The sequence below is a fragment of the Streptomyces sp. NPDC013157 genome (assembly GCF_042899865.1).
Classification (GTDB): domain Bacteria; phylum Actinomycetota; class Actinomycetes; order Streptomycetales; family Streptomycetaceae; genus Streptomyces.
Window position 1 is genome coordinate 433571 of record NZ_JBIBAK010000004.1, and the last position, 17904, is coordinate 451474.

Here is a 17904-nt window from a genome sequence, read left to right on the forward strand (position 1 = left end):
ACGTGCGGATCGTCGTCACCAACTGCAACACCACGCAGGAGATGACCGAGGAGATCGTACGAGGTGCCCGGGCCGCCGCAGGCCCGGGCACCGCCGTGACCGGGCTGACCCCGGGCTGGGGCCCCGAGTCGGCGGAGGGCTGGCTCGACAGCTACCTGTCCGCGGCGGCGGTCCTGGACGCGCTGCGGTCGTACGCCGGTCCGCCGTACGACGCGGTGGTGATGGCAGGTTTCGGCGAGCACGGGCGGGAGGGCGTCCGGGAGCTGGTGGACGTGCCGGTCGTCGACATCACCGAGGCCGCCGCCCATCTCGCCTGTCTGCTGGGCCGCCGCTACGGCGTCGTCACCACCCTGGACCGGTCGCGCGGGCAGATCGAGGACAGCCTGGAGACCGCCGGGGTGGCCCGCAACTGCGTCGCCGTCGCCGGCACCGGACTCGGCGTCCTGGACCTCACCGGTGACCCCGGGCGCACGGAGGCCGCGTTCCTCGCGGCGGCCGAGCGGGTCCGGGACGCCGGCGCCGAGGTCCTGGTCCTCGGCTGTGCCGGAATGACGGGGCTGCAGCGGGTGGTGGGGGAGAAGCTCGGCGTTCCGGTGGTCGACGGGGTCGGCGCGGCGGTGAAGCTGGCCGAGTCGCTGGTGGCGCTGGGGCTCACGACCAGCCGGGCGGGCAGCTACCGGAAGCCGCTCGCGAAGAGACGGGTGTGGGGGACCGTACCGGGGCGGCCGTAGTGCGTGGGTCTTCGAAGGGGACGACAGCGCCCGGGGCCGGCTCAGGGCCGCCACACGTACCGCACGTCCGGCTCCCGCTCCTCGTTCCCGCTCCCGTCCGTGTGCTCGACGGCGGCGAAGCCGTGCCGCTCGTAGAACCGGTGCGCGGGCTTGTTGACCTGGAAGGTCCAGAGCGTCAGCCCCGACGGGGAGCGCTCCTTGGCCAGCGCGACGAACCGGTCACCGATGCCGCGCCCGCGCCACTCCGGGGCCAGGTACAGCTGGGACAGCAGGTCCCCCGCGAGCACCATCATGCCCACGACCCGGCCGTCGGCCTCCGCGACCCACGTCTCCCGCGCCGGCACCACGACGTCCCGGATGTACGCGCGCACCTCGTCGTCCGAGCGCGGCCGGACGACGGTGGGCAGGGCGGCGCCGAACGACCGCAGCCACACATCGGCGACCCCGGCGGCATCCGGCCCGCCGGCGCGGCGCAGTACGACCTCGGCGTTCACCCCCGCGGCCCCTCGGGTACGACGGCCGTGGCCGTGATCTCCACCAGCTGCCCGGTGTAGCCCAGACAGGCGACCCCGACCAGCGTCGACGAGTGCGGTCCGGTGCTGAGCCCGGAGGCCTCGACGACCTCCCACACGCTGGACAGCACCGCGGGCTCATTGCTCACGACGTACACATCGGTCGCCAGCACGTGCTCCAGGTCGCTGCCGACCGAGCGGAGCTGCTCCCGCAGGTTGGCGATCACCTGCTCGGCCTGCCGCGGCGGATCCCCCTCGCCGACGAGCTTCCCCTCGTCGTCCAGCGGAACGGAACCGGCGAGGAACGCGAGCTTCGTGCCGGCCTCCACGACGGAGACGTGCGAGTAGCCGGGCGGCGGGAAGAGAGCCGGGGCGGTGACGCGCTGGATCACAGGAGCTCCTGGTGAACGGCGGACGACCTGTCGATCATCCGCGCCCCGCCGGGTGATCGCACCTGAATTTCCCGCCCCGGGTCCCAGAGCGCGAACCGGCGTCCTTCGCCGAAGACGACCGGGTACGCCTCGGAGACGGCCGCGTACACCCGGCGCAGCAGCAACTGCTCCGCCGCCCGCCCGCCGCGTCCAGGATCTCGTCGTAGCGGGCCGGCCGATGGCGCAGGCAGCCGGCCTTCCAGCGGTCGAGCGCGACGGCAGGCGTGCCGGTGCCGACAGCCGCCGGCCCGTGCGCCTCGGACTCCCGCCTCCCGCCCGCCCGTTCGTGATGCTCGACCGCCGGCACCACCAGCCGGTCCCGCGCCGGCCGGGGCACTTCGACGGTTCCGCCGCGATCCGTGCCGGCACCTCCCGCCACCTGCGCACGGCGGCGGCCCGTGCCACGGCGGACCGCCGCGCGGCAGCAGCCGCCACCACCCGGACCTCCCTACAGCCGCCGCACCAGGCCCGGCGTCCAGCCCCGGGCCCGCAGCCCGGCCGCCGGCACATACCCGAAGTGCTGCGGGCCTTCCCCGGCACCGGCCGCCCTGCTCGAAACAGCGTGGGTACAGGCCGGTTGCCGCTGCAGGTCCGAGCGGGCCCGCTCGCGTTCCGCCCCGAACCGGACCCGCACGGAATTGCGTTCATAAAGAAAGCGGCTCTCTGCGGCACTTGTCACACCCACGAAATGCGAACGCACCTTTTCGCCCGGGAACGCGATCTACCGTGGGAGATCGAAGCCAACAGCCCGGCCACCGTCGCCCGAAGGCACACCCCGCCCTCGTCCGAACTGGAGCCCCGTGTCCCGTCGTGTCGCCCTGCCGCCCTGGCTCGCCCATGCCCTGCGCACCCAGCGCGGGCCCGTGTCCTGGAGCGCCGTGACGAGAGGGGCGCTGGCGGCCGGGCCCTTGCTGCTCGCCGCGGTCCTGCTGCACCGCACCTCCCTCGGCGTCGTCGCCGCCATCGCCGCCATGCTCGCCGGGATCAACGACCGGCCGGGCAGCCGGCGGTCCGCCGTCCGACGGCTCGGGGTGCCCGCGGCGGCCGGGGCGCTCGGGCTGCTCGTCGGGACGTACGGCGGAGAGCACCTGACCGCCGTCCCCCTGACCCTGCTGCTCACCGGGCTCGGACTGGTCGCCGGCGGGACGAGCGCCGTCGGGCCCGTCGCCTCCGGGGCCGGGACCCAGCTGCTGGTCGCCGCCGCCATCGGCGCCGGGATGCCGGTCGCCGAGGCGGGCTGGCAGCGGGCCCTCGCCTTCCTCGCGGGCGCCGGGTGGCTGGTCGTGCTCCGCCTCGCCCTGCCCACCCCCGGCGCGATTGCCGGTGACTTCCGCTTCGACGGGGAGCGGGACGCCGTCGCCGCCGTGTACGACGCGGTCGCCGACCTCCTCGACGCGGTGGGCGGCGAGGCCGCCGGCCGCCAGCGCGTCGCCCTCACCGCCGCGCTCGACCACGCCCAGGACGCGCTCACCGGTCCCCGGCTGCGGCGGTACGCCAGTTCCGCCGCCGAACGCCGGCTGCACGCGCAGTACGCCGCGGCCCTGCCCCTCGCCGAGGCGGCGACCGCCCTCGCCTGGGCCGGGGAGCCGGTGTCCGCGCGGGCGGCCGAGGGGCCCCGGCGGCTCGCCGTGGCCGTCCGGGAGAGCGGCGCCACCGGACCGCTGCCCGCACCCTCGCGGTCCGCGCCCGCGCTGCGCGCCCTCGACGACGCCCTGCTGCGCGCCGCGGAGACCTTCGACCGGGCCGAGGGCGGCCACCAGCGGCCACCGGCCCGGCGCCGCCCCGCCCTCGACCTCGTGCGGGCCGCGCTCGGCAGCGGCGGGCGCGAGTACGGGCTGCGGGTCGCCCTCTGCTTCGGCGCCAGCGCCGCCATCGCCCAAGCCCTGCACCACGCCCGCTGGTACGGCGAGCACCAGCACTGGTACTGGCTGCCCGCCACCGCCGTCTTCCTCGTCAAGCCCGACCTCGGGCCGCTCGCCTCCCGGGTGCTGTGCCGGGCCGCGGGGACCGTGCTCGGCGCCCTCGTCTTCGCGGGCCTCGCCGCCGTACTGCCCCGGCCCGAGGGGCTCATCGCGCTGGTCGCCGTCTGCGGGGCGGTCATCCCGGTCTCCACCCGGCACTTCGGCGCCCAGACCGCCGTCGTCACCGTCCTCGTGCTCGCCCTCGTCATGGTCGGCGGCGAACCGCAGGCCTCCGTCAGCCGGATCGGCGAGACACTGCTGGCCTGCGCGCTCGTGCTGATCGTCGGCCATCTGCCGTTGGCGGGGAAGCGGGGCGGCGGGGTTCGGGCCCGGCTCGCGGCGGCCGGGCGGGCCGCGCACGCCTATCTCGACCACGTCCTCAGCGAGTCCGGCGACCGCGGCGAACGCTGGGCCCTGCGCCGCGAGGCCTACCGCACCCTCGCCGAGGCCCGCACCGCCATCGCGCTCGCCGCCGCCGAACTCCCGGCCCTCGCCCGGCACACCGAGGGCACGGACGCGGTGGCCGCCGTACTCGAACGGCTCGTGGACACGACCACCGCGTGCGCCGTGCACCTCGACGAGACGGGTCGGCTGACCGCCCGGCAGGCCCGGCAGCTCGAAGACCTGGCGGCCGAGCTGGAGCGCGGTGGGCAGCGGCTCGGGGTCTCGGTGCCGCGGATGCCGGTCGCGGCATAGGCGACCGCGGCCGCGCCGTCCGCCTCAGTCCCCGAACCGTGCCCGCACCGACGCGTGGTCCGACGCCGCCGCCCCGCGCCGCCGGATGCTCGCCCACCGACGGCAGGAACGCGAACACGGGCGGCGCATCCAGGAGTACGACACCTGACGGACCCGCGCCCGGGCCGACAAGGGTGCCGAAAGCACGGAGAAAAACCTCCGGCCCCACCGATGAGTTCTCTTCCCTCCCGCGGTCACCACCCGGACCGACTGTTGTACAGGAGGGCCCATGTCGCTTCCGGAGATCGTCTCGCGTGAGCGGTGGCGTGCCGCGCGTGCGGAGTTACTGCGCAAGGAGGAGGCGCTCACGCGTGCGCGGGACGCGCTGAGCGCCGAGCGGCGCCGGCTGCCCATGGTCGAGGTGGACCCCGAGTACGTCTTCGAGGGCGGCGACGGCAAGGCGACCCTGCTGGACCTGTTCGACGGGCGGCCGCAACTCGTCGTGCACCACTTCATGTTCGCCCCGGAGTGGGAGGCCGGCTGCCCCTGCTGCGCCGCCTTCCTGGACCAGGTCGGCCACCTCGCCCATCTGCGGGCGCGCGGCACCGCGTTCGCGGTGGTCTCCCGGGCGGCGTTCACCAGGATCCTGCCGTTCAAGGCGCGGATGGGCTGGACGCTGCCCTGGTACTCCTCCTGCCACGGCGACTTCAGCCGTGACTTCAACCGCGACTTCGAGGCGACCATCGTCGTGGACGACGAACCGGTCGAACGGCCCGGCATCAGCTGCTTCCTGCGGGAGCACGACCGGGTCTTCCACACCTACTCGGTGTACGACCGGGGCCTCGACGGACTCGGCCCGGCCACCTCCCTGCTCGACCTCACGGCCCTCGGCCGGGTGCCGGAGGGCAGCGACCGCGTCCGTTATCACGACGAGTACGAAGACTGACACAGCCGGTCACGGAAGTGGCCGAAAGTCAGCCGAAAGTCAACGGACCCTCACCGTCCGCGCCGAGGGTGTGTCGGGTATGTCTCAGTAGCGTCACCGGGCGAGCCATTCGCGTTCTCCAGAGCGTTAACTCCTACAGGTACGACGCATTTCTGGAGGTGCAGGATGGTGAACGGGCGAACCGTGCTCGAACGCTTTCCCGCAGGCGGACCGCGAGGATCATGGCCTGCGGAGGAGTTCGCGCAGGCCCGGCGGCTGGAAGGGCTGCCTGCCGAGGTCGTGATGGATCTGGCCACGGACACGTTCCTGGTCATCGTGCGCGGCACCGGCGGGGTGGAGGGCTAGGCGGCCTCGACGGCTAACCGGCTTTACGGACCGGCAGCTTCGCCGTGAACTGGTCCGCCTGGAGCGCGTACAGCTCCGCGTAGACCCCGCCGCTCGCCAGGAGTTCGTCGGGGGTGCCCGACTCCACCACCCGGCCCTGGTCGAGAACGTGCACCAGATCCGCGTGGCGGACCGACGCCAGCCGGTGGGTGATCAGTACGACGGTCTGCCCGTTGCCCGCGAGCGCGCGGATCTTCTCGAAGACCTCCAGCTCGGCCCGGGCGTCCAGGGCGGCCGTCGGCTCGTCCACGATCAGGATGTGACCGCGCCGGTAGGCGGCCCGTGCGATGCCCAGCCGCTGCCACTGACCGCCGGACAGCTCGTGCCCGCCGCTGAAGTTGCGGGCCAGCAGGGTGTCCAGGCCGCGCGGCAGGTCCTCGACCACCTCCTGCGCGCCCGCCTCCGCGACCGAGGCGGCCAGCCGCTCGTCGGTGAGCGGTGCCGACGAGCGGCCGACGGCCACGTTGACCTTGGCGGTGAACGGCCAGCGCTTGAAGTCCTGGGCGACCATGGCGATGCGCTCGGCGAGCCGGTGCCGGTCGGCCCGTGCCGCGTCGACGCCGTCCCACAGGATGCGGCCGTGGTCCGGCTGGTACAGGCCCGCCAGCAGCTTGACCAGGGTGGTCTTGCCGGAACCGTTCTCGCCGACCAGGGCGATGATCCGGCCGAGGGGAAGCGCGAGCGTCACGTCGTCCAGGGCGGGGCGGGCGGCACCACCCGTACGACCACCCGTACGACCACCCGGATCATCGCTCGGATCATCGCTCGGGTGATTGCTCGGGTGATCGCTCGGATAGGTGAAGGTGACGTTCTCGAAGCGGATCTCCTGAGGGTCTTCGGGCAGCGGTTCACCGCCGAGGGGGATCGCGCGCTCCGCCGCCTCGACGTACAGCCGCTCCAGGTCGCCCACGAACAGCGCCTCCTCGTGCAGCGTGTTGATCTCCAGCACGAGGGTGCTGAGGCTCGCGGAGCCGCTGCGGATCGCGATCACTGCCGTACCGGCCACCGACAGGGCCATCGCCCCGCTCAGCAGCAGCCCGCCGAGCGTCGCGTACGTGGCGACGGTCGCGAGGCCCGTCCAGGCCGCCGCGATGAGGCCGGTACGGGCCGCGAGCCGCGCCAGCCGGGCCTGCTCCGCCTCCGCCGTCTCCGACATTGCCCGGTAGTGCCGCAGCAGGAACGGGCCGACCCCGTGCACCCGGATCTCCGGCGCCGCCTCCGGTTCGGTGAGCAGGGTGCTGATCAGGTGGCCGGCGCGGACGTGCTGCACCCAGGTGTGGAACGACTCGTAGCGGCGCCGGGCGATGGTCAGGGCGCCCCAGGCGCTCGGGATGGTCATCGTGATCAGGAGCGGGAGCAGGGCCGGGTGCAGCACGGTCAGCACACCGGCCGCGGTGATCAGCGAGATCATGGCGTTCACCACACGCGTGCCGTACATGATCATGCGGCGCGCGGAGGAGGCGCCGTACTGGGCCGTGTCCAGCAGTTTGTGGAAGGCGTGGTCCTCGATCGCGGCGAGTTCGACGGCCGCGGCCCGCTCCAGGTACATCTCGGTCGCCACCCGCTCGACCTTGGGCTCCAGGCGGCCGGTGGCGTAGGTGGACGCGGCGCGCAGCAGGGCGGCCACGAACATGACGGCGGCCATGACCACCAGGGCGGGGGCGGAGCTTCGGAGCCGTTCCTCGAGGGCGCCGGTGCCGATCAGCCGGCCCAGCACGCTGTTCACGGCGAGCAGGCTCACCGCCTGGGCGACTCCGACACCCACCTGTGCGGCCAGCACGATCCGCGCGGCTCCGGCGTCCGCCTGCCGGGCCAGCCGCAGACTGGACGCGAGCATGCCGGGCAGCCGGGTCATCATGGCGCGGAAGTCCAGCTCCAGGAAGGCGTTTCCGTGCTGGCTCCAGCCCATGTCGTAGCGGAGCGGCCCGCCGAACAGCAGCTGCTCGGACTCCGACGTCTCGGGCACCGCCGTGTCCCGCTTCTTCCTCACCGCGATCCTCCCCGGGGTCGTGACCGTGACCGTGACCGTGAGCCTGGCCGTGTCCGTGAGCGTGTCCGTGTCCGTGTCCGTGAGCGTGTCCGTGGACGAACGGCCACTATCGCGGGCGGAGTCGCCACCGGGCAGGGCGTGCGACGAGGCTCGTGGGGCGCGGGGGAGTGTGCGGGGGTACGGCCCGAGGCAGGCCCGAGCCGCGGGGAGTGCGCGCGGGTGTGCGGACCGGGACATCCCCGAGCCGCAGGGGGTGCGAGGGAGGTGTGGAGCGTGGCAACCCGAGCGGCCTGGGCGGCCCGAGAGCAGAACCGGCGCGATCGGCTCACCCGGGGCTCTGCCGGCCGAAGCGGCGCAGCGTCACGCGCTCAGGGGGCGGGACCACTCCGGTGTCGTACCCGTCACCCGGCACAGGGCGAGGTACAGCGGTATCGGCGGGGTGTACGGCACCGTGCCCTCGGGGCGGTGGATCAGGCGGGCGGTGCCGGGAAGCGGGGCGCCCGGGAGGTAGCGGGCGGGGGCGGGCCAGGTGAGGGCGTCGTCGGAGTCCGTCGGGACGATCCACCACCAGTGCGTGCCATCGGCGTACACGCATCCCACCCGCGGCAGCCGCGGTACCACCAGCGGCCCGAGCCGCGCCGGCACCTCCACCGCGTCGCAGCCCAGCGGTGCCGTCATGCCCTCGGGCACCGGGAACGATCCCGCGGCACCGCCCGCAAACGACGACCGCCGGTCGCGCTTCAGGCGGATCAGCGTGTCGAGGCCCAGCGAATGGCCGGAGCCGGACACGCCGTTCATGCCTGCCTCTGCCGGGGCACGGACCCCAGCGCCTCGGACCGCCCCGCCGCGCCGGAACCCGACGAGGGCCGGGGCACCGACGTGTGCGCCGGTTCGTGGGACGTGCCGTGCGACGGACCCGGAGCGGGGCGCGCGCCCCAGCCCAGGTCGTTGCGCGGCTCGGCGGCGTCCCGGGCGGCGTCGGTCTGGCGCGGCAGCTCCGCCCAGACCAGCAGCCCGGACCCGTGCTCCTGAGCCCCCCACGCCCGGCACAGCGCCTCGACGAGGAGCAACCCCCTCCCGTGCTCCTCCTCCGGGCGCTGCGGGGACGGGTGGGGCTCGTCGGGCGCACAGCCCTCGTCCTGCACGGCGATGCGCACCGTGTCGTCGTGGTCGTGCAGTTCGCACACGACGCGACTGCTCGCGGTGTGCACGATCGCGTTGGTGACCAGCTCGGATATGACCAGGGCGGCGGTGTCACAGGTGTCCGCGCAGACCGACCAGCCGGTCAGCCGGGCACGCACCAGGCGTCTCGCCTGGGCGGGGGAACCCGGATGAGCGGCCAGCTCGAACCGGAACCGGCGCGAGGCAGTGCCCTCACCTGGGGCGACTGCGAGACCGAGACGGTCTGCGGCGGCGTCTGTTCCTAAGGGCGCGGACGGAATCACGCTTGCCACTATCTCCCCGCCGTGAACACTTGGCAAGTGTCACTCTGAAAAATGCAGAGTGCTGTGTGACGCGGTGAAGGGCCGTGGCACACTGCTCGCAACAGCATGTCGAGCGGCGCCAGTTGGGATCAGTGAGGATCCGACGGACCGATCCGGCCAATGCGATCGATGTGACCGAGCAGGATGTTCCGGCTGTTACGGCCAATTCGGTCTCACTGGTTGTTCCGGTCATCCCGTCAGATCGTCGAATGAGTCTTCGAATGGCGCCGCTGGGCTGTCGGCGTGCCGGGTGACACCTGTATGCGCGTGACCGTGTGTGGTTGGCCGCGTACGTGCGTGACGGCGTATGGGGTGTGACCGCGTATGCGTGTGTGGCGGCCAGGACGCCGGCGAGCCTGGCCAGGGAACAGGGAACTTCGTGGAGGTGGAGCGTGAGCGAGCCGCGGTCCGCGCCGACGGTGGGTCAGGTGGTCCTCGGTCGGCGCCTCCTCGACCTGCGGGAACGCGCAGGGCTCAAGCGTGAGGAGGCCGCCCGTGTGCTCCGCGTGGCGCCAGCCACCGTCCGCCGTATGGAGATGGCCGAGGTCGCCCTCAAGATCCCGTACCTGCAACTGCTCCTGAAGGCCTACGGGGTGAACGACGACGAGGCCGACCTCTTCGTCCGGCTCGCCGAGGAGGCCAACAGGCCCGGCTGGTGGCAGCGGTTCCACGACATCCTGCCCGGCTGGTTCTCCATGTACGTCAGCCTGGAGGGTGCGGCGAGCCTGATCCGCTCCTACGAGCCGCACTTCGTGCCAGGGCTGCTGCAGACCGAGGACTACGCGCGCGGGGTGCTGAAGTCGGGCGCCGTCGGCCAGACCGAGCCGGAGGAGATCGAACGCCACGTCGCCCTGCGCATGCAGCGCCAGCAACTGCTCACCCGTGCCGAGGCCCCCCGCTTCTGGGTGGTGATGGACGAGACCGCCCTGCGCCGCCCGGTCGGCGGTCCGGAGGTGATGCGCGCACAGATCGACCGACTGCTCGACGTCACGAAGCTGCCCAATGTGACGCTCCAGGTCGCCCCGTTCTCCAGCGGGCCGCACCCGGGGACGTACGGGCCCTTCGTGCTGTTCCGATTTGCCATGCCCGAACTGCCGGACATGGTCTACAGCGAGTACCTGACCGGCGCCGTCTACCTGGACGCGCGCACCGAGGTGGCGACCCACCTCGAGGTCATGGACCGCATGGCGGCGCAGGCCGCTACGGCACAACGCACGAAGGAGATCCTCCGGGATCTCCGCAAGGAGCTGTGAATGGATCGCATAAAGCCCCAGTCCGGGCCGCGGAACCGCACTGAGCGGATCTACAACGGCATGCCTGCCCGGGAGCTGGGCAGCGAGGGTTGGCACAAGCCGTGGAGCGGCGGCAACGGGGGCAACTGCCTGGAGGCGATGAAGCTGGCCGACGGCCGGATCGCCGTCCGTCAGTCGACCGACCCGGACGGGCCGGCGCTGATCTACACCACGGACGAGATGACGGCTTTCATCGAAGGCGCCAAGGCGGGGGAGGCCGACTTCCTGCTCTCCTGAACCTCTTCTGTCTCCTTCTGTCTGCTTTTCTTTCTTCTTATTCAACTTCTTTGTAATGGTGCTGAATTGATCATCGACCACGTCAGACGTTTACGGAGTGCCTCGTGATCGACACCGGCAAGCCGCACCCGGCACGCATGTACGACTGGTATCTCGGCGGCAAGGACAACTACCCCGTCGACGAGGAGATGGGCCGGCAGATGCTCGCCCTCGACCCCCGGGTGCCGGTGATGGCGCGGGTCAACCGCGCCTTCATGCACCGCGCCACCCGGTGGCTGGCCGAGCACGGCGTACGGCAGTTCCTGGACATCGGCACGGGCATCCCGACCGAGCCCAACCTGCACCAGATCGCCCAGGGCATCGCGCCCGACGCCCGGGTGGTCTACTGCGACAACGACCCGATCGTGCTCGCCCACGCGACGGCCCTGCTGCGCGGCACATCCGAGGGCGCAACGGAGTACCTCCAGGCCGACGTGCGCGACCCGGCCGCGATCGTGGCCGGCGCGCGGGCGGTCCTGGACCTCGACCGCCCGGTCGCGCTGTCGCTCGTCGCCCTGCTCCACTTCGTCTCCGACGAGGACGGGGCGCACGAGCTGGTCGGCCGGCTGCTCTCCGAACTGCCGTCCGGCAGCTACCTGATGATGACCCACGCCACCGCCGACTTCACCCCGGAGGAGTCGGCGGCGGCGATCGCCAAACTCAAGGCGGCCGGGGTCACGCTGGCGCTGCGCTCCCGCGAGGAGTTCGGCCGCTTCTTCGACGGCCTCGAACTCGTCGAGCCGGGCGTGTCGGTGGTCCACCACTGGCACCCGGAGCTGGGCGAGCTGGTACCGGGACAGGACGACGGGGTGATCCCGGGCTACGGGGCGGTGGCGCGCAAGCCGTAGACCCTTCGGGCACGGGCGTCACGAGACCCTTCGGGCACGGGCGTCACAGCCGGGACCACATCCGCCTCGGCGCGTATACCAGGCGGCTCCGACCCGCCGCCGACGGCCCGGGGAACGGTGCGACTTTGGCGAGCGGTCCGTGCCCGGTGTCCTCGGGCGGGGCGTCCGCCGGGCCGGCAGCCCGGGCCCCCGTCCCGGCGGGCGGCTGCCCACCGGGTGACTTCCCGCCGGGCGGCTTCCCACGGCCGCCGCCCGTCGGCCCCGGCCCTTACACCGTCATCGGCCGGTCGTGCGGAGATATCGGCGACGGCAGCCGCGAACTCCCTGTCAGGTAGTGGTCGACGGCCGCCGCCACCGCCCGCCCCTCTGCGATCGCCCACACGATCAGCGACTGCCCGCGAGCCGCGTCCCCGGCGGCGAACACTCCGGGGACGTTCGTGGCGAACCCCGCGTCCCGGGAGACGGTGCCGCGCGGCTCCGTCGCCACGCCCAGCTGGTCGATGAGTCCGTCCTCCCGGTCGGGCCCGGAGAAACCGAGCGCGAGCAGCACCAGGTCGGCCGGGAGCGTCCGCCCGGTCCCCGGCACCGGGAGCCGCGCCGCGTCCACCTCCACCAGATGCAGCGACCGCACATGCCCGCTCCCGTCGCCCGTGAAGCGAAGCGTCGACGCCGCGAACAACCGCGCGTCCGCGTCCGCCGAGGGCGCGGTCTCCAGGTCCCGCGCCTCCTCGTGCGCCGCCGAGAGCCGGTAGATCTTCGGATACGTCGGCCACGGCTCGACGTCCTCGTCCCGCTTCGCGCCCGGCTGGGCGTAGATGTCCAGCTGGGTCACCGACGCGGCCCGCTCCCGCAACGCCGTCCCCAGACAGTCCGCCCCCGTGTCACCCCCGCCCACGATCACCACGTGCTTCCCGGCCGCCGACATCGGCGACTCGGCCAGATCCCCCTCGCACACCCGGTTGGCCAGCGGCAGGTACTCCATCGCCTGGTGTATTCCGTCCAACTCCCGGCCCGGCACCGAAAGTTCCCGCCACGCCGTCGCCCCGGTCGCGATCACCACCGCGTCGTACCGGGCCCGCAGCTCCGTCGCCCGCAGATCCCGCCCGACCGCCACCGACGTACGGAACTTCGTCCCCTCGGCCCGCATCTGGGCCAGCCGCCGTTCAAGATGGCGCTTCTCCATCTTGAACTCCGGGATGCCGTACCGCATCAGCCCGCCGAGCCGGTCGTCCTTCTCGTACACGGCGACCGTGTGCCCGGCCCGGGTCAGCTGCTGCGCCGCCGCGAGCCCGGTCGGCCCGGAACCGATCACCGCAACGGTCCGCCCGGACAGCCGCTCCGGCGGCCGCGGCGAGGCGAACCCCTCCGCCCAGGCGTGATCCGCGATGGCGCACTCCACGTTCTTGATCGTGACGGCGGGCTGGTTGATCGCCAGCACGCATCCCGCCTCGCACGGCGCAGGGCACAACCGTCCCGTGAACTCGGGGAAGTTGTTCGTGGCGTGCAGCCGGTCGCTCGCCGCCCGCCAGTCCTCCCGCGACACCAGGTCGTTCCACTCGGGGATCAGGTTGCCCAGGGGACACGCGTCGTGGCAGAACGGCACCCCGCAGTCCATGCAGCGGTCCGCCTGCTTGCTGATGATCGGCAACAGCGCCCCGGGGACGTACACCTCGTCCCAGTCCCGGACCCGCTCCTCGACGGGCCGCCGCGGCCACTCCTCGCGCGGCGTGGTCATGAACCCCTTGGGATCGGCCATGGTCGTCTTCCTCGCGTGCGGTACCCCAGGCCGTGCGTCATCGGGCGGCACTCTTTCGGCCACGATACGTCCCCTCGGTTACGCCCGCAGAGTGGCCGACAGCGCCTTCCGGCGGGGGTTCCTCAGCAGGGAGTCAGCGGGGTGCCAGCCGGGATCCAGCCCCTGTCCAGCCCTGGTCCAGCCCGTGTCCAGTCGGGGCCGGTCCGCTGCCACCTCCTCCTCACAGAGCCAGTACGTAGAGGACCGCCGCCGCGGCCGACGCGACGGTGCGCACGTGGTTCCAGAGCGTCCACTCACGCACGTACACCGGCCAGTAGGAGACGGCCTCCGGGGTGCCGGGCTCCAGCTTGGCCAGCGCCTCGTTCCGGGGCACGTTCGCCATCGCGGTCAGCCCGAACGAACCGAACAGATACAGCCCGCTGCCAAGCAGCAGCGCCACCTTCCCATGGTCCGGCCACACCACGAACGTCACCACCGCGATCATCGCGCACACCACCGCCGACCCCGTGAACACCAGCATGAACACCGGGGTCAGGGCCGCCCGGTTGATCGCGTTCATCGCGGCGACCCCCTGCGCCGGCGGCAACGAGGCCAGCCCGCGCATCACGAAGGTCGAGAACCCGCAGAACACCCCCGCCACCAGTCCGGCCCCCAGCACCCCCAACAGGACCAGCACGTAATACGGCCCGTCGATCACGACCACCACACCCACTCTCGCCCCTGGACGCCTACGCCTCTCAGATCAATGCCCACGGGCCGCCCCTTCCCATGAGGGTGAAGCCCGTCCACATACACATCCGGCCACATGCGCCCCCACCTCCTTCCCCGCTCCTGCCGGCCCTCCTCGCCCCGTCCCCGCCCGCCGTCACCCGGTCAGGCGGATCTGCACCCCGGCCTCCCACTCCCGCAGCACCGCCTCCACGGTGCGCGCGATCCGCCGCCGCGCCTCGTACCGTGGCACCCCGCTCATCAGCAGCTGGTCGTACGGCGTGTCCACGTGCCGTACCCCCGCCACCACCGCCGAGGCCACCGCCCCCTCCGTCAGCGCCCGCCCGGCCGCAGTCCGCCCGACCCGCCCGCTGCCCCGCACCGAGGCGTGCGCCGCGATCGCCCGGGCCCGCTCCACCGGGCAGCCCGGGAACAGACGCAGGATCTCCGCCGCGAACGCCTCCGTGAACCGCACGTCCTGCGCCGCCCGCCGCTTCGCGTCCCGTGCCCGGCGCCGCCGCCGTGCCTCGGCGTCGGCCAGGCACCGCACCTCGGCCCGGGCCAGCGCGGCCTCCTCGACCAGGACGCCCTGCCGCTCGTACCGGCTCTTGCGCCGGTTGAACCGGACCACCACCGCCGACAGCGTGCTCTCCTCCCGCGACCGCCGGGTCAGTGCCGTGTCGCCCCGGGGCAGGAACACCAGATGCCCGAGATCGGCGCACTGCAGGCACCGCGGCACCCCGTCCTCCACCACCAGCAGCGACAACGGCCCCCGCCGGCACGCCGCACACCGCTTGTGCCGCAGCGGCTGCACGACCAGAAGCCCACCGTGGTGAGGGGGAGTTGCGAGGCGTGTCATATGCGGTACTTTCCCCTCCCCGGGGACTGATCTCACGTCGTTCGCGCCCTCCCCTTCGGCCGGGCGAAGGCGTCCTCCCGTCCGGCCCGCGGCCCGTGACGCCCACCGCCACCGCTACCGGCCACGGAACCACCCCAGGCGTACCCGAACCGCCGACCCGGCATCATGATCCTGTGCGTCTCGAAGCGATCACCTGGGACCGGCTCGCCGAGCGTCTCGCCGAGCGGCTGGTCGAACTCAAGCCCGCCGACGGGAGTGCCTGGCCACGCGTCGCCTTCGACGGCGCCCCGGCCGCCCGGCCCGGCGACCTCGCGGAGCGCGTCGGTGAGGCGCTGCGCGTACGGGGCCTGCCGTCGCTCGTCGTGGGCACCGAGGGCTTCCTGCGTCCCGCCTCGCTGCGCCTGGAGCACGGGCGGCGCGACGCGGAGTCGTACTACGGCGGCTGGTTCGACACCAACGCCCTGTGGCGGGAGGTTTTCGGCCCCCTCGACCCCGGCGGGACCGGCCGCGTCCTGCCCGATCTGTGGGACCCGGCCACCGACCGCGCCACCCGCAGCCCCTATGTCCAACTCCCGCCCGGCGGCCTCCTGCTGCTGCACGGACCGCTCCTGCTGCGGCACTGGTTCCCGTTCGACCTGACCGTCCACCTCCTCCTGACTCCCGGCGCCCTGCGCCGCCGTACCCCCGAGACCGACCACTGGACCCTCCCCGCCTTCGAGCGCTACGCGGCCGAGACCGACCCCGCCGGCACGGCCGACGTCGTGGTCCGCGCCGACGACCCGCGGCATCCGGCGTGGAGCGGCTGAGCGGTCCTGCGCCGGACCGGCTCAAGGCCGGTGCGGCCGGGCGGCTCAGAGCCAGCCGTTGCGCCTGAAGCCGCGGTACAGCACCAGACACGCCACGGATATGACGCCGATGACGAGCGGATAGCCGAACCGCCAGTGCAGCTCCGGCATGTGATCGAAGTTCATGCCGTACACACCGCACACCATCGTCGGCACCGCGATCACCGCGGCCCAGGCCGTGATCTTCCGCATGTCCTCGTTCTGCGCGACCGTCACCTGCGCCAGATGCGCCTGGAGAATGGAGTTGAGCAACTCGTCGAAGGCCGCGATCTGCTCCTTCGCCCGCATCAGATGGTCGAGCACATCCCTGAAGTACGCCTGTATCTCCGGGGCGATCACCCGTATCGGCCGGGTGGTCAGTTCCTCCATCGGCCTGCTGAGCGGCACCACCGCCCGCTTCAGCTCCAGGAGTTCACGCTTCAGCTGGTAGATCCGCCCCGGGTCGGCCCGCGCGCCGTTCTCCGCGAACACGTCCGCCTCGACCTGGTCGATGTCGGCCTGCACCGAGTCCGTGACGCTCAGGTAGTCGTCGACCACGTGGTCCGCGATCGCGTGCAGCACCGCCGCCGGCCCCTTGGCGAGCTGACTCGGCGTGGCCTCCAACTCCTCGCGCAGCGGCCCCAGTGAGCCGTGCCGGCCGTGCCGTACCGTGATCACGAAGTCCTCGCCGACGAAGACCATGATCTCGCCGGTGTTCACGACCTCGCTCGTCGCCGTCAACTGCTCGTGCTCGACGTAGCAGACCGTCTTGAACACCGCGAACAGCGTCTCGCCGTACCGCTCCACCTTCGGGCGCTGATGGGCCTCGACCGCGTCCTCCACGGCCAGCGGGTGCAGGTCGAACAGCTCGGCGATGTCCGCGAACTCGCTGTCCGTCGGCTCGTGCAGCCCCAGCCAGACGAACCCGTCGCCCCTCTTGCGCACCCGTTCCACCGCGGAGAACAGGTCGCTGCACTCCGGAACCCGTACCCCGTCCTCGTACGTCACGCAGTTGACCACCGAGGAGCCCAGCGGGGACCGTGCGTGATGGTTCAGGTCGACGCGGGGCCGCCGCCTGGCCAGCCGCGCCACCCTGCGCAGGCCGCCGGTCCTGCCCAGCCCCGTGACCTTCCGCAGATTCCCTGCCATCGTCATCCGGATCTCCTTGCATGGATCCACTCGCGCAACGCTTCCCGCCCTGCCCGGCCAGTCTGCCAGCCCGGTGTGAGACCCGGGTAAGCCTGTGGGAACGGCGAGTTCCGGTTGGTTCCCTCCTGTGGAAGACCCCGAGTGCCCCGTGCGCGCCGACGGCACGCCCGCCGCGGCGGAACGTCTGCCGGGGCGGACAAGACGGGCAGCTGAAATCATCGCTTCATGACACAGGCCGACGGATATCTGCTCGACAACCACCAGAGCGAGGCCGGACAGCGCTTCGACGCCTTCGCGGACCTCTTCGACCCGACCACCTTCCGTCACCTCGACGCATTCGGTGTCGGACCGGGGTGGCGCTGCTGGGAGGTCGGCGCCGGCGGTACCTCCGTGGTGTCCTGGCTGGCCGGGAAGGTCGGGCCGACGGGCCGGGTCGTCGCCACCGACATCGACACCTCGCTGCTCGCCACGGCCGCCCACGCGCCCGTCGAGGTCCGCACCCACGACGTCGGGGCCGAGGAGCCGCCGGGGGAGGGCTTCGACCTGGTGCACGCCCGGCTCGTCCTGGTCCATGTGCCGGACCGGGACCGGGCGTTGCGCTCCATGATCAAGGCGCTGCGTCCCGGCGGACTACTGCTGATCGAGGACGCCGACCCCGCCCTCCAGCCCCTCACCTGCCCCTACGAGTACGGCCCCGAGCAGCGGCTCGCCAACCGCCTGCGCCAGGGCTTCCGCAAACTCCTCGCCGAACGCGGCGCCGACCTCTCGTACGGCCGCAAGCTTCCGCGGCTGCTCCGCGAGGCCGGGCTGCACGACGTGGAGGCCGACGCCTACTTCCCCGTCGCCTCGCCCGCCTGTACCGCCCTGGAGGCCGCCACCGTCCGGCAGATCCGGGGTCGGCTCGTCACGGCCGGCCTCGCCACCGACGAGGACATCGACCAGCACCTGGCCAACGTGGCGACGGGCGGCATGGACCTCGCCTCGGCCCCGATGATCTCTGCGTGGGGCCGCAAGGCGTAAGCCCGCCGGCCGCGGTCTGCGCCGTGGCCGGCCGTACGGGCTCACGGCCGCCCTGGTC

The 17904-nt window shown here is 72.7% G+C and carries 18 protein-coding genes; 9 read left to right on the top strand and 9 right to left on the bottom strand.

The annotated features are described in order from the left end of the window. The first annotated feature begins 2 nt into the window (after positions 1 to 2). Positions 3 to 731, top strand: a complete 729-nt coding sequence (locus ACFY6U_RS15250; protein ID WP_390038261.1) for an aspartate/glutamate racemase family protein — start codon at positions 3 to 5, stop codon at positions 729 to 731. 41 nt (positions 732 to 772) lie between these two features. Here the strand turns inward: ACFY6U_RS15250 and ACFY6U_RS15255 are convergent, their stop codons facing one another. Together ACFY6U_RS15255 and ACFY6U_RS15260 are read right to left on the bottom strand one after the other, a co-directional pair. Then, positions 773 to 1225 carry a GNAT family N-acetyltransferase gene (locus ACFY6U_RS15255; protein WP_390038262.1) on the bottom strand — a complete coding sequence of 151 codons (453 nt, stop codon included), beginning with the start codon at positions 1223 to 1225 and terminating at the stop codon, positions 773 to 775. Further along, the gene (locus ACFY6U_RS15260; RefSeq protein ID WP_390038264.1) at positions 1222 to 1635 is read right to left on the bottom strand and encodes a RidA family protein; all 414 of its coding nucleotides are present in this window, start codon (positions 1633 to 1635) and stop codon (positions 1222 to 1224) included. Before ACFY6U_RS15260 ends, ACFY6U_RS15255 begins: the two co-directional genes overlap by 4 nt. An 839-nt stretch (positions 1636 to 2474) precedes the next feature. Here ACFY6U_RS15260 and ACFY6U_RS15265 point away from each other — a divergent pair. From ACFY6U_RS15265 to ACFY6U_RS15275, 3 genes are all read left to right on the top strand, one after another. Beyond that, on the top strand, positions 2475 to 4331 hold the full coding sequence (locus ACFY6U_RS15265) for an FUSC family protein (protein ID WP_390038266.1): 1857 nt from the start codon (positions 2475 to 2477) through the stop codon (positions 4329 to 4331). Between the two features lie 268 nt (positions 4332 to 4599). Next, positions 4600 to 5256 carry a DUF899 domain-containing protein gene (locus ACFY6U_RS15270; RefSeq protein WP_390038268.1) on the top strand — a complete coding sequence of 219 codons (657 nt, stop codon included), beginning with the start codon at positions 4600 to 4602 and terminating at the stop codon, positions 5254 to 5256. A 165-nt stretch (positions 5257 to 5421) separates the two neighbouring features. Further along, positions 5422 to 5601, top strand: a complete 180-nt coding sequence (locus ACFY6U_RS15275; protein ID WP_093504414.1) for a hypothetical protein — start codon at positions 5422 to 5424, stop codon at positions 5599 to 5601. Positions 5602 to 5614: 13 nt separating this feature from the next. Here ACFY6U_RS15275 and ACFY6U_RS15280 read toward each other — a convergent pair whose 3' ends face one another. From ACFY6U_RS15280 to ACFY6U_RS15290, 3 genes are all read right to left on the bottom strand, one after another. Next, the gene (locus ACFY6U_RS15280) at positions 5615 to 7630 is read right to left on the bottom strand and encodes an ABC transporter ATP-binding protein (RefSeq protein WP_390038270.1); all 2016 of its coding nucleotides are present in this window, start codon (positions 7628 to 7630) and stop codon (positions 5615 to 5617) included. A 360-nt stretch (positions 7631 to 7990) separates the two neighbouring features. Beyond that, positions 7991 to 8428, bottom strand: coding sequence for a hypothetical protein (locus ACFY6U_RS15285; protein WP_390038272.1), 438 nt, complete (start codon positions 8426 to 8428; stop codon positions 7991 to 7993). Then, positions 8425 to 9084, bottom strand: coding sequence for an ATP-binding protein (locus ACFY6U_RS15290; protein ID WP_390038273.1), 660 nt, complete (start codon positions 9082 to 9084; stop codon positions 8425 to 8427). The genes ACFY6U_RS15285 and ACFY6U_RS15290 overlap by 4 nt, the downstream gene beginning before the upstream one ends. Positions 9085 to 9506: 422 nt before the next feature. On the opposite strand from ACFY6U_RS15290, the gene ACFY6U_RS15295 reads away from it, so the two are divergent. From ACFY6U_RS15295 to ACFY6U_RS15305, 3 genes are all read left to right on the top strand, one after another. Beyond that, positions 9507 to 10367, top strand: coding sequence for a helix-turn-helix transcriptional regulator (locus ACFY6U_RS15295; RefSeq protein WP_351485660.1), 861 nt, complete (start codon positions 9507 to 9509; stop codon positions 10365 to 10367). Continuing rightward, positions 10368 to 10643 carry a DUF397 domain-containing protein gene (locus ACFY6U_RS15300; RefSeq protein WP_089100964.1) on the top strand — a complete coding sequence of 92 codons (276 nt, stop codon included), beginning with the start codon at positions 10368 to 10370 and terminating at the stop codon, positions 10641 to 10643. It begins immediately after the preceding gene. A 104-nt stretch (positions 10644 to 10747) separates the two neighbouring features. Further along, on the top strand, positions 10748 to 11530 hold the full coding sequence (locus ACFY6U_RS15305; protein WP_390038275.1) for an SAM-dependent methyltransferase: 783 nt from the start codon (positions 10748 to 10750) through the stop codon (positions 11528 to 11530). Between the two features lie 268 nt (positions 11531 to 11798). Here the strand turns inward: ACFY6U_RS15305 and ACFY6U_RS15310 are convergent, their stop codons facing one another. From ACFY6U_RS15310 to ACFY6U_RS15320, 3 genes are all read right to left on the bottom strand, one after another. Continuing rightward, the gene (locus ACFY6U_RS15310) at positions 11799 to 13286 is read right to left on the bottom strand and encodes a glutamate synthase subunit beta (protein ID WP_390038277.1); all 1488 of its coding nucleotides are present in this window, start codon (positions 13284 to 13286) and stop codon (positions 11799 to 11801) included. A gap of 220 nt (positions 13287 to 13506) precedes the next feature. After that, positions 13507 to 13983, bottom strand: coding sequence for a DUF1772 domain-containing protein (locus ACFY6U_RS15315; RefSeq protein WP_390038669.1), 477 nt, complete (start codon positions 13981 to 13983; stop codon positions 13507 to 13509). Positions 13984 to 14151: 168 nt separating this feature from the next. Continuing rightward, positions 14152 to 14853: a DUF2293 domain-containing protein gene (locus tag ACFY6U_RS15320; protein WP_390038279.1), complete on the bottom strand. Its 702-nt coding sequence runs from the start codon at positions 14851 to 14853 to the stop codon at positions 14152 to 14154. Positions 14854 to 15026: 173 nt separating this feature from the next. Between ACFY6U_RS15320 and ACFY6U_RS15325 the strand changes: the two genes are divergently transcribed. Next, positions 15027 to 15659, top strand: coding sequence for a uridine kinase (locus ACFY6U_RS15325; protein WP_390038281.1), 633 nt, complete (start codon positions 15027 to 15029; stop codon positions 15657 to 15659). Positions 15660 to 15704: 45 nt separating this feature from the next. Here the strand turns inward: ACFY6U_RS15325 and corA are convergent, their stop codons facing one another. Then, complete coding sequence (gene corA, locus ACFY6U_RS15330; protein WP_390038283.1) at positions 15705 to 16832, bottom strand: magnesium/cobalt transporter CorA; 1128 nt, start codon at positions 16830 to 16832, stop codon at positions 15705 to 15707. Positions 16833 to 17051: 219 nt separating this feature from the next. On the opposite strand from corA, the gene ACFY6U_RS15335 reads away from it, so the two are divergent. Beyond that, positions 17052 to 17846 carry a methyltransferase domain-containing protein gene (locus ACFY6U_RS15335; protein WP_390038285.1) on the top strand — a complete coding sequence of 265 codons (795 nt, stop codon included), beginning with the start codon at positions 17052 to 17054 and terminating at the stop codon, positions 17844 to 17846. Positions 17847 to 17904: the final 58 nt, after the last annotated feature.

Coding starts and splice junctions, on each gene's coding strand:
- ACFY6U_RS15270 (WP_390038268.1), top strand. CDS start 4,600: ATGTCGCTTCCGGAGATCGTCTCGCGTGAGCGGTGGCGTGCCGCGCGT.
- ACFY6U_RS15275 (WP_093504414.1), top strand. CDS start 5,422: ATGGTGAACGGGCGAACCGTGCTCGAACGCTTTCCCGCAGGCGGACCG.
- ACFY6U_RS15285 (WP_390038272.1), bottom strand. CDS start 8,428: ATGAACGGCGTGTCCGGCTCCGGCCATTCGCTGGGCCTCGACACGCTG.
- ACFY6U_RS15300 (WP_089100964.1), top strand. CDS start 10,368: ATGGATCGCATAAAGCCCCAGTCCGGGCCGCGGAACCGCACTGAGCGG.
- ACFY6U_RS15310 (WP_390038277.1), bottom strand. CDS start 13,286: ATGGCCGATCCCAAGGGGTTCATGACCACGCCGCGCGAGGAGTGGCCG.
- ACFY6U_RS15320 (WP_390038279.1), bottom strand. CDS start 14,853: ATGACACGCCTCGCAACTCCCCCTCACCACGGTGGGCTTCTGGTCGTG.
- corA (WP_390038283.1), bottom strand. CDS start 16,832: ATGACGATGGCAGGGAATCTGCGGAAGGTCACGGGGCTGGGCAGGACC.
- ACFY6U_RS15335 (WP_390038285.1), top strand. CDS start 17,052: ATGACACAGGCCGACGGATATCTGCTCGACAACCACCAGAGCGAGGCC.